A 13,819-nucleotide genomic window follows, 5' to 3' on the forward strand; every position below is an offset into this window, starting at 1 on the left:
TGTACAACCGGCGTACTATCCGTCTCCTCCCCAGGTCGGATCTTCCGCCCCTCCGACGGGTGAACGCTCATATCCACACGTACCGTCGATTCCATGGCCCACACCGACGCACCCGCCTCCGTGCCGACGACGGCGACCGGTCTCACGGCCGCCGAGGTGGCGGACCGCGTCGCGCGCGGTCAGGTGAACGACGTACCCGTGCGCAGCAGCCGCACCGTCGGCGAGATCGTCCGGGCGAACGTCTTCACCCGGTTCAACGCGATCATCGGCGTCCTGTGGGTGATCACGCTCGCCGTCGCGCCCATCCAGGACGGCCTGTTCGGGTTCGTGATCCTCGCCAACACCGGCATCGGCATCATCCAGGAGCGGCGGGCCAAGCAGACCCTGGACTCCCTCGCGGTCGTCGGCGAGGCCCGCCCCACCGTCCGCCGCGACGGCACGGCGATGGAGGTCTCCACCTCCGAGCTCGTCCTGGACGACCTCATCGAGACCGGCCCCGGTGACAAGGTCGCCGTGGACGGGGTGTGCGTCGAGGCCGACGGGCTGGAGATCGACGAGTCGCTGCTCACCGGCGAGGCCGACCCCGTGGTGAAACGCCCCGGCGACCAGGTCATGTCGGGCAGCTTCGTGGTGGCCGGCGGCGGTGCCTTCCGCGCCACGAAGGTCGGCCGCGAGGCCTACGCCGCCCAGCTCGCCGAGGAGGCCTCCCGCTTCACGCTCGTCCACTCCGAGCTGCGCTCCGGCATCTCCACCATCCTCAAGTACGTGACGTGGATGATGATCCCGGCCGCGCTCGGCCTGGTCGTCACGCAGCTGTTCGTGAAGAACAACGACCTCAGGGACTCGATCGCCCGCACCGTCGGCGGCATCGTCCCGATGGTCCCGGAGGGGCTGGTACTGCTCACCTCCGTCGCCTTCGCGATCGGCGTCATCCGGCTCGGCCGGAAACAGTGCCTCGTGCAGGAACTCCCCGCCATCGAGGGCCTCGCCCGCGTCGACACCGTCTGCCTCGACAAGACCGGCACCCTCACCGAGGGCGGCATGGACGTCACCGAGCTCAGGACCCTCGACGGCTTCGACGAGCTGTACGTACGGCAGGTGCTCGGCGCCCTCGGGGAGTCCGACCCGCGGCCCAACGCCTCCCTGCAGGCCGTCATCGCCGCCTACCCGGACGCCGAGGACTGGCGCTGCACCGAGTCCCTGCCGTTTTCCTCCGCCCGCAAGTACAGCGGCGCCAGCTTCAGCGAGGGCAACGGGGAGAACAACACCTGGCTGCTGGGGGCGCCGGACGTGCTGCTGGCCGAGGACGCCCCCGCCCTCGCCGACACCGAGCGGCTCAACGAGCAGGGCCTGCGTGTGCTGCTGCTGGCCCGCGCCGCCCGCGACCTCGACGACCCCGACCCGGCCCACGGCGCCAAGCCCGCGGCCCTCGTCGTCCTCGAACAGCGGCTACGGCCCGACGCCGCCGACACCCTGCGCTACTTCGCCCAGCAGAACGTCCACGCCAAGGTCATCTCCGGCGACAACGCGGTGTCGGTGGGGGCGGTCGCCGCGAAGCTGGGGCTCGACGGCGGCACGGTGGACGCCCGCCGCCTGCCCGCCGACCGGGCCGGCATGGGGCAGGCCCTGGACGAGGGCACCGTGTTCGGGCGGGTCACCCCGCAGCAGAAGCGGGACATCGTCGGCGCGCTCCAGTCCCGCGGCCACACGGTCGCGATGACCGGGGACGGCGTCAACGACGTCCTCGCGCTGAAGGACGCCGACATCGGCGTGGCGATGGGGTCGGGCTCCGAGGCCACCCGGGCGGTCGCGCAGATCGTGCTGCTGAACAACAGCTTCGCGACCCTGCCGTCGGTGGTCGCGGAGGGCCGGCGGGTCATCGGCAACATCACCCGCGTGGCGACCCTGTTCCTGGTGAAGACGGTCTACTCGGTGCTGCTGGCACTGCTGGTGGTGTGCTGGCAGGTCGAATACCCGTTCCTGCCCCGCCATCTGACGCTGCTGTCCACCCTCACCATCGGCATCCCGGCGTTCTTCCTCGCCCTCGCCCCCAACACGGAACGGGCCCGCCCGCACTTCGTACGGCGGGTGATGCGGTACTCGATCCCGGGCGGGGTGATCGCGGGCGTCGCGACCTTCGTGACGTATCTGATCGCCCGTCACTACTACGTCGGCGAGGGCTCGTTGGACGCCGAGACCAGCGCGGCGACCCTCACGCTGTTCCTGATCTCGATGTGGGTGCTGGCGATCATCGCCCGCCCTTACACCTGGTGGCGGGTACTGCTGGTGGCCTCGATGGGCGTGGCGTTCCTGCTCGTCCTGGTGATCCCGTGGCTCCAGCACTTCTTCGCGCTGAAGCTGGTCGGGGTGACGATGCCGTGGATCGCGGTGGGTGTGGCGGCGGTGGCGGCGGTCGCCCTGGAGTTCTCCTGGAAATGGGTCGACCGCCGTTTCCCGGCCCAGTCGGCTACTGCACGTCGACGAAGTCGCCCGCCGCGCTGATCGCCGGGGTCGTCGTGGTGCCGGCGAAGGTGTAGCGGTAGTAGCCGTCCACGGAGGCGGTGACCGTGGTCTTCAGGACGCCGGTCGAGCTGGTCTTGACGGTCTTGAGGGTGGTGTAGACGGTGCTGCCCTTCTTCCGGAACTGCAGCTTCACCGGCTGGGCCGCGTAACCGGCGTACTTGTTGGTGTCCCAGTTGGCGCGGCTCAGCTTGCCCGTGACGGTGAGGGTCTTGCCCTTCTTCACCGGCTCCGGCGCGGCGTCTGTCGTCAGCTGCGCCTGGCGCTGGACGTTGACGGCGCCGAGGTTGCTCTGCCACTTGAAGTCGGCGGGGCCGGTGGCGTCCTTGGGGAGGGCGAGGGCGCCCACCTTCCAGGTGCCGGCCTGGCTGTTGGCCAGGTCGTCGAAGTCCGCGGACGCGGTCGGCCGGAACTGGATCTTCGCCGTGCACTTGAGGACCGTCGCGGAGGCCGCGGTGCAGGTGCCCGGGCCGTCGCCGCCGATGATCTGGGACTGCGCGTTGAGCGTGGTGCCGCGGTAGAGCAGCGGGCCGCTCTCGAAGGAGCTCGCGCTGAGGTTCGCGGGCTTCGTCACGGTGTACGTGGCGGTGACGGTGACCTTGGCCGAGGGGCCGACCACGACGGCCTTGCCCGCGTTGACCTTCACGTTGGAGAAGGTGACGCTCGGCGCGGCGGAAGGCGCGGCCTGCGCGGCCGGGGCGGCGAGGGCGGAGAGGGCGAGGGCGCCGGAGGAGGCGACCACGATGGCGCGTATGCGCATGTGCGTTCCTTGGGAGGGTGGTGCGGAGAGGGTGGTGCGGAGAGGGGAAAGCGGCCGGTCCCGGGAGACCCCGGCCGACCGCTCTCACGTCCTGCGTGTGACGAGTTACTGCACGTCGACGAAGTCACCCGCGGCGACGGCCGCCGGGGAGGTCGTGGTGCCGACGAAGGAGTAGCGGTAGTAGCCGTCCACGCCCGCCTTGACGGTGGTGGCCAGGCCGCCGGTCGAGGTGGTCTTGACGGACTTCACCGTGCTGTAGGTGGTGGCGCCCTTCTTGCGGAACTGCAGCTGGGCGTAGACGCCGGCGTAACCGGTGTACGTGCCGGTGTCCCAGTTGGCGCGGGTCAGGCGGCCCGTGACGGTGATGGTCCTGCCCTTCTTCACCGGCTCCGGCGCGGCGTTGACCGTCAGCTTCGACATGCGCTGCAGCTTGGTGGCGGCCAGGGAGTCGGCCTCGACGTAGCCGACCTTGGTCCAGTCGATGGGGCCGCTGGGGTCGACATCGTTCCAGTCGACGATGTAGCCGGTCGCCTTCCACGTGGTGGCGTCGGCGTTCTCCAGCTCCTCACCCGGGAGGATGTCGATGGTGCCCTTGCAGGTGGCGACCGTGGCCGAGGTGTTGGTGCAGGACGGCCACTCGTCGCCGATGAGGAAGTTGGCCGGCTCGTTGGACGTGCCGCGGTAGATGAACAGGTCCAGCTCGGTGTCGTCCGCGGTGACGTCGACGCCCGCGCCGTGCGTCACCGTGAAGGTGACGGGGGCGGTGACCTTGCCGCCGGTGCTCGCGACGATCGGCTTGCCGTTGTTGATGCGGACGTTGCCGAACTTGGCGTCCAGCGGGTACGGCTTGCCGGTGTCGGCGGCGGTCGAACCGGTGAAGGCGCTCTTGCCGGAGGCGGCCGCGTGGAGGGCCTTCAGGGTGTCGACGGGGTTGTGCGAGCCGCTGCCGGTGGCCTGCGCGGCCGGCACGGCGAGGGCGGACAGGGCCACGGCGCCGGTGACGGCGACCACGGTGGCGCGTATGCGCATTGCTTTTCCCCCTGAGGAGAGGGGCCCCGGACGGTGGCCGCTCACACGGCTCGTCGTCACATCCGGGGCCCAAAGTGATGGTGGAGTCTGTTGACTCACCTCATCAGATGGCCGACGGGGACGGATGGTTGTACGTCCCGTGAGGAATTGGTGAGGAAATTCTTCACCCGGGCCCTCAGTCGAACCAGCGGTCGCGGGCCAGTTCTGCCGTGCGTGACGGGTCCTCGAGGAGGGCCGCTACCTCGAAGCGGCGCGGCCACTGGCGGGCCGCCCAGGCGAGACCCGCGGCGACGCCCTCCAGGGTGGCGGCGTGCAGGACGCCGTCGTCCGTCAGCCGCCAGTCGATCTCCACGCCGTCGACGACGAGTTCCTCGTGCTCGACGTATGTGGCGGGGGTGCGCGGCCCGAGGAGCACCCGCACCGACTCCGGTACGTCGTGCTCGGCGCCCTCGGAGTCGACGGCCCCCGTGACGGACTCGCTCAGTCGTCGCACCTGGAACAGCTCGGCGAGTTCGGCCGCCCGGGACGGGCGTACGGGGAGCAGCGGGACGCCTTCCGTGAAGGGGAGCAGGTCGGGCGAGTCGACGACGACGGCGTCGGCGGCGTCCACGACCTCTACCCGTCCGTCGACGACGGCCCGCAGCTCGTCCGGCAGGGTCACCTGCTCGGGGTCCAGTTCGGCCAACGCGCCGTAGAGGCCGTGCAGTTGGGCGGAGGTGACGGGGCGTTCGGGGTCGGCGAGCCGGTCGAGGAGTTCGGCGGCGCCGCCGGGCTCGTCGAGGAGGGCCGCCACGGACGTCCGTACGCCCAGCGCCCGCAGGACCTGCTCGTCGTCGAACCCGGTGGCGTCGGCCTCGTCGTACAGGCCGTGCAGGAGCGGGTCGCCGCCGGCGGCCAGCAGGCCGGCCGGGCGGCGCCCGTCGAGCACCGGGTTTCCGCGCAGCCACCACGCGGTGTAGGGCCGTACGACCTCGTGGGTGCCGTCCGGGAGGAGGATGCGGACGGGCTGGGTGAGGGCGTCGCGCAGCGGCGGCCGGGCGAGCAGCGCGAGGGCCTGCGGCCAGCGGTCCTCGTCGACGAGGTCGAGGTCGCGGACGGCGACGAGTTCGGTGGCGACGGGCGGTACGGGCGAGTCGGGGAAGCGGTCGAGGATGTCCTCGCACCACACGTCGACGGCGTCCAGCAGCCCGGGGTCGTCGGGTTCGGCGAAGTCGCCGTCGCGGGGCTCCAGTTCGTCCGGGTCGAGGACGACGTCCGTGGCGCGGACGAGTGCGAAGTCGGCGAGGACGCCACAGGCCGCGAGCGGCTGTTCACCCCATTTGTCCGCCAACTCGGTGTCGACGGCGGCGAGTTCGTCCTCCCGGATGACGGAGGCGAAGGGGCTGCCGGGGAGGACGAGTTCACCGGCGGGGACGAGTTCGCCGTCCTCGTCGGGCAGGGCGAGGGCGCCCAGCCAGGGCTCGTCGCCGGGCTCCAGGCCGGCGTCCCGGACGAGGGCGAGGACCAGGTCGGCGAGTTCTTCGGCGTCCGGGGTGTCCTGGTCGTCCCAGGCGCCGCCGTCGTCGTCCAGGGAGGCTGCGACGGCGGCCCGCACCTGCGGGGTGGTCAGGACGGCCCGGGGCGTGGCGGGCAGGGCGCCGAGCTTCTCCAGGAGGGGGTGTGCGGCGTCCCGGTGGGCGACCTTGAGGCCGAGCCGGGCGAGGGAGGCCGAGGTGGCGGCCCAGGTGTCGTCGGGGGTGGGCCCGTCGGGGAGGGGCAGCAGCACCTGGCGCGGACCGATGGTGGTCCGCCGGTCGGCGAGCGGCACGGGCAGCCCCGAGAGCCGGTCGGGATCGACCCCGGCGAGGCTGTCGTAGAGCCGGTACCACCACTCCGGGTCCTTCTCCAGACCGGCCAGCCGGTCGATCGCGTCGGCGAGCGGGATCCGGGCCACGCCCAGCGTGCGCAGTTCCGCCCGCCGCTCCAGCCCGGCGGGCAGCAGGGTCGGCAGCACCTCCGCCAGCACCCGCACGGTCTCGGCGCCCGCGCCCTCGACGACCTCGGCGTCCCTGGGCCGGAGGGCTTCGGGAAGTCCGACGCCGTGCTCGTCGTGCTCGGCGTCCTCGTCGTGCCGGTTCCTGACGGGCTCGACGGCGGGCGGCAGGAAGGCGGTCCGCGGCAGCCGTTCGAGGACGGCCTGACGAAGGGCCCCGTCCAGCTCGCCCTTGCCCAGCGGGCCGGGCACCAGGTCGATGATCCCGGCGCCCACCGGCCGCCAGCCCGCGAGGAGTTCGGCGTACACGTCCGCCGCCCGCTGCACGAGGTGGTCGGTCAGCGGTCCGGGGGCGGCGTGCCGGCGGGTGGTGTCCAGCGGGAAGGAGGCGATGAGCAGGGCGGGCACGCCGAGGGACTCGTCGCTGGGGGTCGGCGCGTGGACGACGGGGGTGGTGCGGGGCCGCACGGGCGCCCCGTCCTCGTCGACGGGCACGGCCCAGGTGACCGACCAGTGGGGCCGCAGCCGCTCCTCCACCGGCCGGTCGGCCAGCAGCTCGGGGGCGAGGGACCCGTGCGCGGCGGCGACCCGCCACCGGGTGCTGCCGTCCCGGGTGTCCTCGACGACGGTGAGGGCGCCGTCGACGGAACGGCTCAGGGTGCGCGGAGCCTGGTCGTCGATCTCGATCACGACCTCCTCAAGGCCCGGGAGGGCGAGGAGCAGGGCGTCGTCGACGGCGGTGAGGAGCCGTTCGGCGAGATCGGCTGCGGCGGGGTCGCGCAGGGGCAGGATGACGGCGGTGTCGTACGGGTCGGGCGCGGTGCCCTGGGCGGCGAAGGGCAGCCGGAGCAGCGGCACGTGCCCGTCGCGCCGCCGGATCTCGTCACCGAGGCCGGGGCTGTGCCGGGCGGTGTCCCGGGCCAGCTCGCGCGCCTCGGCGAGGGACCAGCGAACACCCCCGTGCCGCCCCACCACGGCGGGCTCGTCGGTGACGGCGATGACGGCGGCGAAGCCGACGCCGAACCGTCCGACGGCCACGGCCGACTGCTGGGCCTCCCGCTTGGCGGAGGCACGGAGCGTGGCGAGGGACTCGACGCCGGCGGCGTCCAGGGGCGCGCCCGTGTTGGCGGCGACGAGGACGCCGTCCCGGAGCGTGAGCCGCAGCCGCCCCGGCACGCCCGCCCTGGCCGCGGCGTCGGCGGCGTTCTGAGCGAGCTCGACTACGAGCCGGTCCCGGTACCCCCCGAGGACGAGGTCCTCCTCGGCGTTGGCGTCCTCCCGGAAACGGGCGGGGCTCGTGGCCCAGGCGTCCAGCACTCCGCGACGCAGGCGGGCCGTGCCGAAGGGGTCCGCGCCCTCGGGTGCCGGCCGCACGAACTTGCTCACGTTTCCACTCTCCTCATCAGCGTGAGGACGAAGGTACCCGCCTCAGGGAAATCGCCCACCCACCTCGGCCTCTCACTGGCAGGGGATACGCACGCGCGGTGTGCACTGGTCACGGCAGGGACTGCCGCAGCAGGGACAGTTTGCGGGTGACGCTACGCCAGGAACCCCTACCTGCGCCGCAAACGCGAGCGCATCCCCGGCGGCCGCATCGTCACCCGCACGACCTCCTGCAACCAGCCCGGACGCCACGGCAGCGAGCCCGAGCCCCCCAAGCCGCCCACCCGACGCCCCGCCCCTGCCGACCGCCCACCCCGCAAGAAGCTCCCGGCGGTCCCGCAGCCCGCCTGCCCGTCCCCCACGCTCCTGCAGACCGCCGTCGACCTCCTCGCCGGCCTCCGCCGCCACGACCCCCGCCTCCTCCTCTCCGCCACCGACGCCGACCACCTCGCCCCCGGAGTCGCCGCCTGGCTGGAACGCGAGGTCACCCCCACCGCCGTCCGCCACGCCCTCACCGCCGACCTCCCCGAGGACCCCCTGCACCGCCCAGCAGCCCTCCTCGCCCACCGCCTCGCCGCCCAGCTACCGCCCCTCCCGCCGTACCGCGCCCCGGCGCCGCCTCCTGTCGTTCGGCACCGCCCCCAGACCTGCGAAGACTGCGACCAGGTCTTCCGCGCACCGGCCCCAGGCCTCTGCCCCGGCTGCCGACCGCCCGCACACCACTGAGACGCACCACTGAGACGCACCACTGAGAACCAAGGAACTGAATGGTCAGCTCGCCGCACGAAGCTGCACGACAAGCCCGAAGTCGTCGCCGACCCCATCGTCGAACTCGTCGCACAGGGCCTGGGCAACCGCCCGGCCAAAGAGCTCTGGAGGAACCTGGTGGCCGTGGATCTCTCCTTCTACAAGTCGTACATCGCGGAGGAGATCCGCGACGAAGGCCGCGAAGAAGGCCATGTCAACGCCTACGGGACGGCCATACTGACCGTCCTGGAACAGCGCGGCATCGATGTGCCCGCCGACGCACGTCAACGGATCACGGAGTGCGGAGACCTCGAGACCCTCCACACCTGGCTCGCCCGTGCCGCCACCGCCACATCCACCGCAGAGGTCTTCGGGGACGACGCAAAGTGAGACCTTCGTCACATTAGGTGGTAGCCCGGGCGGAAGCCCGGGCTACGAGTGCCCCAGCTCCGCCGCGTCCTCGTCCGTCATCACAGGCACCGAGCCCGAGTCCGGGGCCGGGCGCAGCGGGAAGGGGTCCACCCGGGTCTCGTCGATCACCGGCGCGGGGGGCCGCGGCGGCGCGGGCATGACCGCCGCCTCCGAGTGACCCCCGCAGCCGTACGCAAGGGAGACGACCCGGCCGTCCGCCGGGGAGAACTCGTTGGCGCAGACGCCGAAGGCCTGCCCGAGGGAGCCACCGATGGGAGTGAGGAAACCGCAGCTCACACACGTCGCGGGGGCCGCCTGAGCCATGGGTGTCTGGGGCCCGAAGCCCTCCTCCCAGCGGTCCGCGGCGACATGCAGGCCGTACCGGGACAGCACCCGCGCCCGGCGCATCCCCAGCTCCTCGGCCACCGCCGCGATCGTCCCCCGCACCGGCGCCGTGGGCAGCTGCGCAGGCGCGGCCGCGGTCACCTCGGCGTCCTCGGCCTCCACCAGCTCGGCCATCTCCTCGGAGACCGGCGAGTTCGGCAACGGCTCGTCCACGCCCGTGAAGCCCGGCTCCAGCCGGAGGTCCTCCGCGTCCGTGGGCAGCAGGTCGCCCGGACCCATGTCGCCGGGGCGCAGCCGCTCGCTCCACGGAACCCACTCGGGGGCCAGCACCGCGTCGGGGCCGGGAAGCAGAACCACCTCGTCCAGGGTGACGATCTTCGCGCGGGACGCCCGCGCCACCGTCGCCGCCCAGCGCCAGCCCCGGTACCCGAGCTCCTTGCACTCGAAGAAGTGGGTGACGACACGGTCGCCCTCGGAGAGCATCCCTACGTGCTCGCCGACCACGCCGGGGGCGGCTGCCTCCTCGGCTGCGGCACGGGCGAGATCGACCGCCTCGGCGCACAGGCGGTCGGGGGTGCGGCTTCGCGTGGTCGCTGCGCTCACAGGTATCGCTTCTCTCCTACGCCGTCTCTCGGTGCGCCTGCCTGAAGGCGGCGGGTGCGGACGGAGCGGACCAAAGGGCCGCGTCGACGTCCGCGCCCGATCGCGCTCGGGCGCACCTGCTGTCATCCATTCTGCGGGATGGCCGGGAGGCGCGCGGCCGAGAACGATCGCCACGGCGCGCTACGCACGCTACCTGCTCCCGGACGCTCGGCCTACACCGACGGGACGTTTCCCCCCACCGAACGCTCCCAGAATGCCCGATCACACGGCCATACGCGCGGTAACCCCACTACATATCGCGTTCTCGGGGCACTATGACGGGGTGGCAGCCGCGCAGACACCCCAGGGCGCCACCGGGATCGGTGCGACGAAGGGGAACAAGGGGAGGAGCCGGGTGAGCGGTTCGGGCCGGATGAGCGGGTCCGTCCGCGCAGTAGGCCGTGCCCTGCACTTCCCGTTCACCGGCACCGCCCGCGGCATCAGGAAGGCCACCCACGCGCACGGCGCCGGCGAGTCCGGCCTCGGCAAACTGATCGAACTGCACGCCGTGAACGGCGCCGGCGACGTCATGATCACCGTCGCGCTCGCCTCCACCGTCTTCTTCTCCGTGCCGACCGACGAGGCCCGAGGACGCGTCGCGCTCTACCTCGCCATCACCATGGCCCCCTTCACCGTCCTCGCCCCCGTGATCGGCCCGCTCCTCGACCGGCTCCCGCACGGTCGGCGCGCCGCCATGGCCGGGTCCATGGTCGCCCGGGCGATCCTCGCGCTCGTCCTGTCCGGCGCGGTCGCCACCGGCAGCATCGAGCTGTACCCGGCCGCCCTCGGCGTCCTCGTCTCCTCCAAGGCGTACGGAGTGGTCAGAAGCGCCGTCGTGCCCCGTCTGCTGCCACCCCGCTTCTCCCTCGTCAAGGCGAACTCACGCGTCACCCTCGGCGGCCTCCTGGCCACCGGCATCGCCGCGCCCATCGGCGCCGGACTGCAGGCCCTCGGGCCGCGCTACCCCCTCTACGGCGCCTTCGTGATCTTCGTGGCCGGCACGATCCTGTCGTTCTCGCTGCCCCCCAAGGTGGACTCCGCCAAGGGCGAGGACGTCGCGCTGCTCGCCGCCGACGAACAGCACCTGCACGGCCCGCACCTCAAGCCGGTCAAGCGGCCCGGCCTCAGGACTGTCGGCATCGCCGTCACCCACGCCCTGGGCGCCAACGCGGCCCTGCGCTGGCTGTCCGGGTTCCTCACCTTCTTCCTGGCGTTCCTGCTGCGCGAGCACCCGCTGACCGGTCAGAGCGCGGCGGTGTCGCTGGGCATGGTGGCCGTGTCGGCGGGCGTGGGCAACGCGCTCGGCACGGCGGTCGGGGCATGGCTGCGCTCCAAGGCTCCGGAGCTGATCATCGTGACGGTCGTCGCCGTCGTCCTGGGCGCGGTGCTCGTCGCCGCCGTCTTCTTCGGGGCGTTCCTGGTGGCCTGTCTCGCGGCGGTCGCCGGGTTCTCGCAGGCCCTCGCCAAGCTGTCCCTGGACGCCCTGATCCAGCGGGACGTGCCGGAGCTGGTGCGCACCTCGGCGTTCGCCCGCTCGGAGACCATGCTCCAGGTGTGCTGGGTGTTCGGCGGCGCGGTCGGCATCGTGATGCCGCTGAACGGCACGCTGGGCCTGTCGGTGGCCGCCGCGGTCGTCGCCGTGGGCTGGCTGACGACGGTCCGCGGCCTGCTGTCCTCGGTGCGGCACGGGGGCGGCTCGAAGCCCCGCGTGGCGTAACACCGTGGCGTAACACACAGCCACGCCGCACCCCGCGTAGGGAGGCGGCTGGACGTGCCCGATAGCCTTCCGCCATGACCATCCTGCCCCGCGGCGGAGCCGCTGATGTATTCGGCGCCGTGCGACGCCGACGCGCCGTCGCCGCCGTCGGCGCCGTTTCCGCCGGACTGCTCGTCCTGTCGGCCTGCGACAAGCCGACCCCCCTGTCCACGATCACCGTCGGCCGCGACTCGGTCAGCTCCGAGGCCACCTGCGGCGGCGAGGGCGACACCCTTCAGGCCGCCGAGCTGACCAAGTGCCTCGCCGACAAGGACATCAAGTCCATCAGCGTCGACCCGGACGAGACCGTCCGCTTCGGCGTCGACCCCGACGTCGCCGACAAGCGCTGGACGATCCTCATGAACGGCCAGCCGCTCACCGAGGACAGCGACAAGACGTACCGGACGATCCCGGGCAGCGTCTTCTTCAACGCCCAGTACGGCGCCCAGGGCGACTCCACGCTCGTCACCATCAAGGCGGGCGACGGCAAGAAGGCCAGCCAGGCGGCGACCGGCCTGTGGTCCTTCAAGCTCAAGAAGGGCGACTGACCACGCCCCGCGCACGCATCCTCGTGGCCACCGCGGTCCCCGCCGAACGGGACGCGGTGGCACGGGCGTTCACCGAGCCCACCCGGGAGGTGAGCCTGCCCGGCGTGACCCTCCACCGCCCCGGCGCGGACAGTCCCGGCGCGGCCTTCGACCTGCTCGCCGCCGGAGTCGGCCCGGCCCTGGCCGCCGCCTCCGTCTCCGCCGCCCTCACCGCGGCCTCCCTGCACGACGCCCCCTACACCGTCGTCGTCTCGACGGGCATCGCCGGCGGCTTCGCGCCCGCCGCGCCCGTCGGCTCCCTGGTCCTCGCCGACGAGATCACCGCCGCCGACCTGGGCGCCGAGACCGCCGACGGCTTCCTGCCGGTCACCGAGCTGGGCTTCGGCGCCGTCACCCACCGTCCGCCCGCGTCCCTCGTACGGGAGTCCGCGGCCGCCACCGGCGCCCTCACCGGCGAAGTCCTGACCGTGTCGACGGTCACCGGCACCGCCGTCCGGACCGCCGCCCTGCGCGAGCGCCATCCGCGGGCCCTGGCCGAGGCGATGGAGGGGTTCGGGGTCGCCGAGGCGGCCGCCGCGCACGGTGTGCCCGTGCTGGAGCTCCGCGCGGTCTCCAACCCCGTCGGGCCGCGCGACCGCGCCGCCTGGCGCATCGCCGAGGCACTGGCGGCCCTCACCGAGGGTTTCGGGAAGCTCGCACCCGTACTGGAGAGTTGGAACAGGCATGACCAGTGACCAGCCGCAGCCGCAGCCGCAGCCGCAGCCGCTGAAGATCGCGTACTCGCCCTGCCCGAACGACACCTTCGTCTTCGACGCCCTCGCCCACGGACGCGTGCCGGGCGCGCCCGCGCTCGACGTGACCTTCGCGGACATCGACATCACCAACGGCATGGCCGAACGCGGCGAGTTCGACGCGCTGAAGGTGTCGTACGCCGTGCTGCCGTACGTCCTCGACGAGTACGCGCTGCTGCCCTGCGGGGGCGCGCTGGGGCGGGGCTGCGGGCCGCTGGTGCTGACGCGGGAGGCGGGCGTCGACCTGAGGGGCCGGACCGTCGCCGTGCCGAGCGAGAAGTCGACGGCGTATCTGCTGTTCCGGCTGTGGGCGGCGGAGACGGTGCCGGGGGGCGTCGGCGAGATCGTCGTCATGCCGTTCCACGAGATCATGCCCGCCGTGCGGGACGGGAAGGTCGACGCGGGCCTCGTCATCCACGAGGCGCGCTTCACCTACCAGAACTACGGTCTGCACAAGCTCGCGGACATGGGCGAGCACTGGGAGGACACCACCGGCCTGCCGATCCCGCTGGGCGCGATCATCGCCAAGCGGTCGCTGGGGGCGAAGACCCTGACCGGGCTGGCCGATGCCATCCGCACCTCCGTGCGCGCCGCCTGGGACGACCCCGAGGCCTCCCGCCCGTACGTCATGGCACACGCCCAGGAGATGGACCCGACCGTCGCCGACCAGCACATCGGCCTGTACGTCAACGAGTTCACCGCGGACCTGGGAGAGGACGGCCATGCGGCGATCCGGGGGTTGTTGACACGGGCGGCGGCGGAAGGACTGGTTCCGGCCCTGGGGCCGGAGGCGCTGGCCTTTCCCTGAGGTGCCGGTTTCCTGGGGTTTCCGGTCGTCGCCCTCGGCCGGCGGCGTGCGGGGCGGCCAGTGGGCCAGGGACAGCATCCCCAGGACCTTGCGGATGAGGAACACGG

Annotated in this window: 10 protein-coding genes and 1 pseudogene; 7 read left to right on the plus strand and 4 right to left on the minus strand. The window is 72.7% G+C overall.

All coding sequences use genetic code 11. The features are described 5' to 3' along the window. Positions 1 to 93 precede the first annotated feature (93 nt). Complete coding sequence (locus ACIBTS_RS26980) at positions 94 to 2,502, plus strand: HAD-IC family P-type ATPase (RefSeq protein WP_399322757.1); 2,409 nt, start codon at positions 94 to 96, stop codon at positions 2,500 to 2,502. On the opposite strand, the gene ACIBTS_RS26985 is transcribed toward ACIBTS_RS26980, so the two are convergent. The 3 genes from ACIBTS_RS26985 to ACIBTS_RS26995 form a co-directional block, all read right to left on the minus strand. After that, positions 2,468 to 3,280 carry a hypothetical protein gene (locus tag ACIBTS_RS26985; RefSeq protein ID WP_399322759.1) on the minus strand — a complete coding sequence of 271 codons (813 nt, stop codon included), beginning with the start codon at positions 3,278 to 3,280 and terminating at the stop codon, positions 2,468 to 2,470. The two genes, ACIBTS_RS26980 and ACIBTS_RS26985, sit on opposite strands and share 35 nt — an antisense overlap. A gap of 105 nt (positions 3,281 to 3,385) precedes the next feature. Continuing rightward, complete coding sequence (locus ACIBTS_RS26990) at positions 3,386 to 4,309, minus strand: hypothetical protein (protein ID WP_399322761.1); 924 nt, start codon at positions 4,307 to 4,309, stop codon at positions 3,386 to 3,388. Positions 4,310 to 4,484: 175 nt separating this feature from the next. Further along, positions 4,485 to 7,667, minus strand: a complete 3,183-nt coding sequence (locus ACIBTS_RS26995; RefSeq protein WP_399322763.1) for a sacsin N-terminal ATP-binding-like domain-containing protein — start codon at positions 7,665 to 7,667, stop codon at positions 4,485 to 4,487. Between the two features lie 168 nt (positions 7,668 to 7,835). On the opposite strand from ACIBTS_RS26995, the pseudogene ACIBTS_RS27000 reads away from it, so the two are divergent. Both ACIBTS_RS27000 and ACIBTS_RS27005 read left to right on the plus strand, forming a co-directional pair. After that, positions 7,836 to 8,390 (plus strand): annotated as a pseudogene (locus ACIBTS_RS27000) (helix-turn-helix domain-containing protein); the annotation flags it as partial. 159 nt (positions 8,391 to 8,549) lie between these two features. Continuing rightward, complete coding sequence (locus tag ACIBTS_RS27005) at positions 8,550 to 8,801, plus strand: hypothetical protein (protein WP_399322764.1); 252 nt, start codon at positions 8,550 to 8,552, stop codon at positions 8,799 to 8,801. A gap of 42 nt (positions 8,802 to 8,843) precedes the next feature. Here ACIBTS_RS27005 and ACIBTS_RS27010 read toward each other — a convergent pair whose 3' ends face one another. Continuing rightward, a complete protein-coding gene (locus ACIBTS_RS27010) occupies positions 8,844 to 9,770 on the minus strand; it encodes a DUF3027 domain-containing protein (RefSeq protein ID WP_399322765.1) in 927 nt (308 codons plus the stop codon). Between the two features lie 322 nt (positions 9,771 to 10,092). On the opposite strand from ACIBTS_RS27010, the gene ACIBTS_RS27015 reads away from it, so the two are divergent. The 4 genes from ACIBTS_RS27015 (at position 10,093) to ACIBTS_RS27030 (ending at position 13,712) form a co-directional block, all read left to right on the plus strand. Then, positions 10,093 to 11,526, plus strand: a complete 1,434-nt coding sequence (locus ACIBTS_RS27015) for an MFS transporter (RefSeq protein ID WP_399322767.1) — start codon at positions 10,093 to 10,095, stop codon at positions 11,524 to 11,526. A 74-nt stretch (positions 11,527 to 11,600) separates the two neighbouring features. Beyond that, positions 11,601 to 12,113 carry a DUF2771 domain-containing protein gene (locus tag ACIBTS_RS27020; RefSeq protein WP_319676584.1) on the plus strand — a complete coding sequence of 171 codons (513 nt, stop codon included), beginning with the start codon at positions 11,601 to 11,603 and terminating at the stop codon, positions 12,111 to 12,113. 17 nt (positions 12,114 to 12,130) lie between these two features. After that, positions 12,131 to 12,847 carry a futalosine hydrolase gene (locus ACIBTS_RS27025; protein WP_399322886.1) on the plus strand — a complete coding sequence of 239 codons (717 nt, stop codon included), beginning with the start codon at positions 12,131 to 12,133 and terminating at the stop codon, positions 12,845 to 12,847. Continuing rightward, entirely contained in the window at positions 12,837 to 13,712 is an 876-nt protein-coding gene (locus tag ACIBTS_RS27030; protein WP_319676586.1) for a 1,4-dihydroxy-6-naphthoate synthase, read from the plus strand. Before ACIBTS_RS27025 ends, ACIBTS_RS27030 begins: the two co-directional genes overlap by 11 nt. The last annotated feature ends 107 nt before the right edge of the window (positions 13,713 to 13,819 follow it).

The sequence above is a fragment of the Streptomyces sp. NPDC050121 genome, from assembly GCF_044460385.1.
GTDB lineage: Bacteria > Actinomycetota > Actinomycetes > Streptomycetales > Streptomycetaceae > Streptomyces > Streptomyces soliscabiei.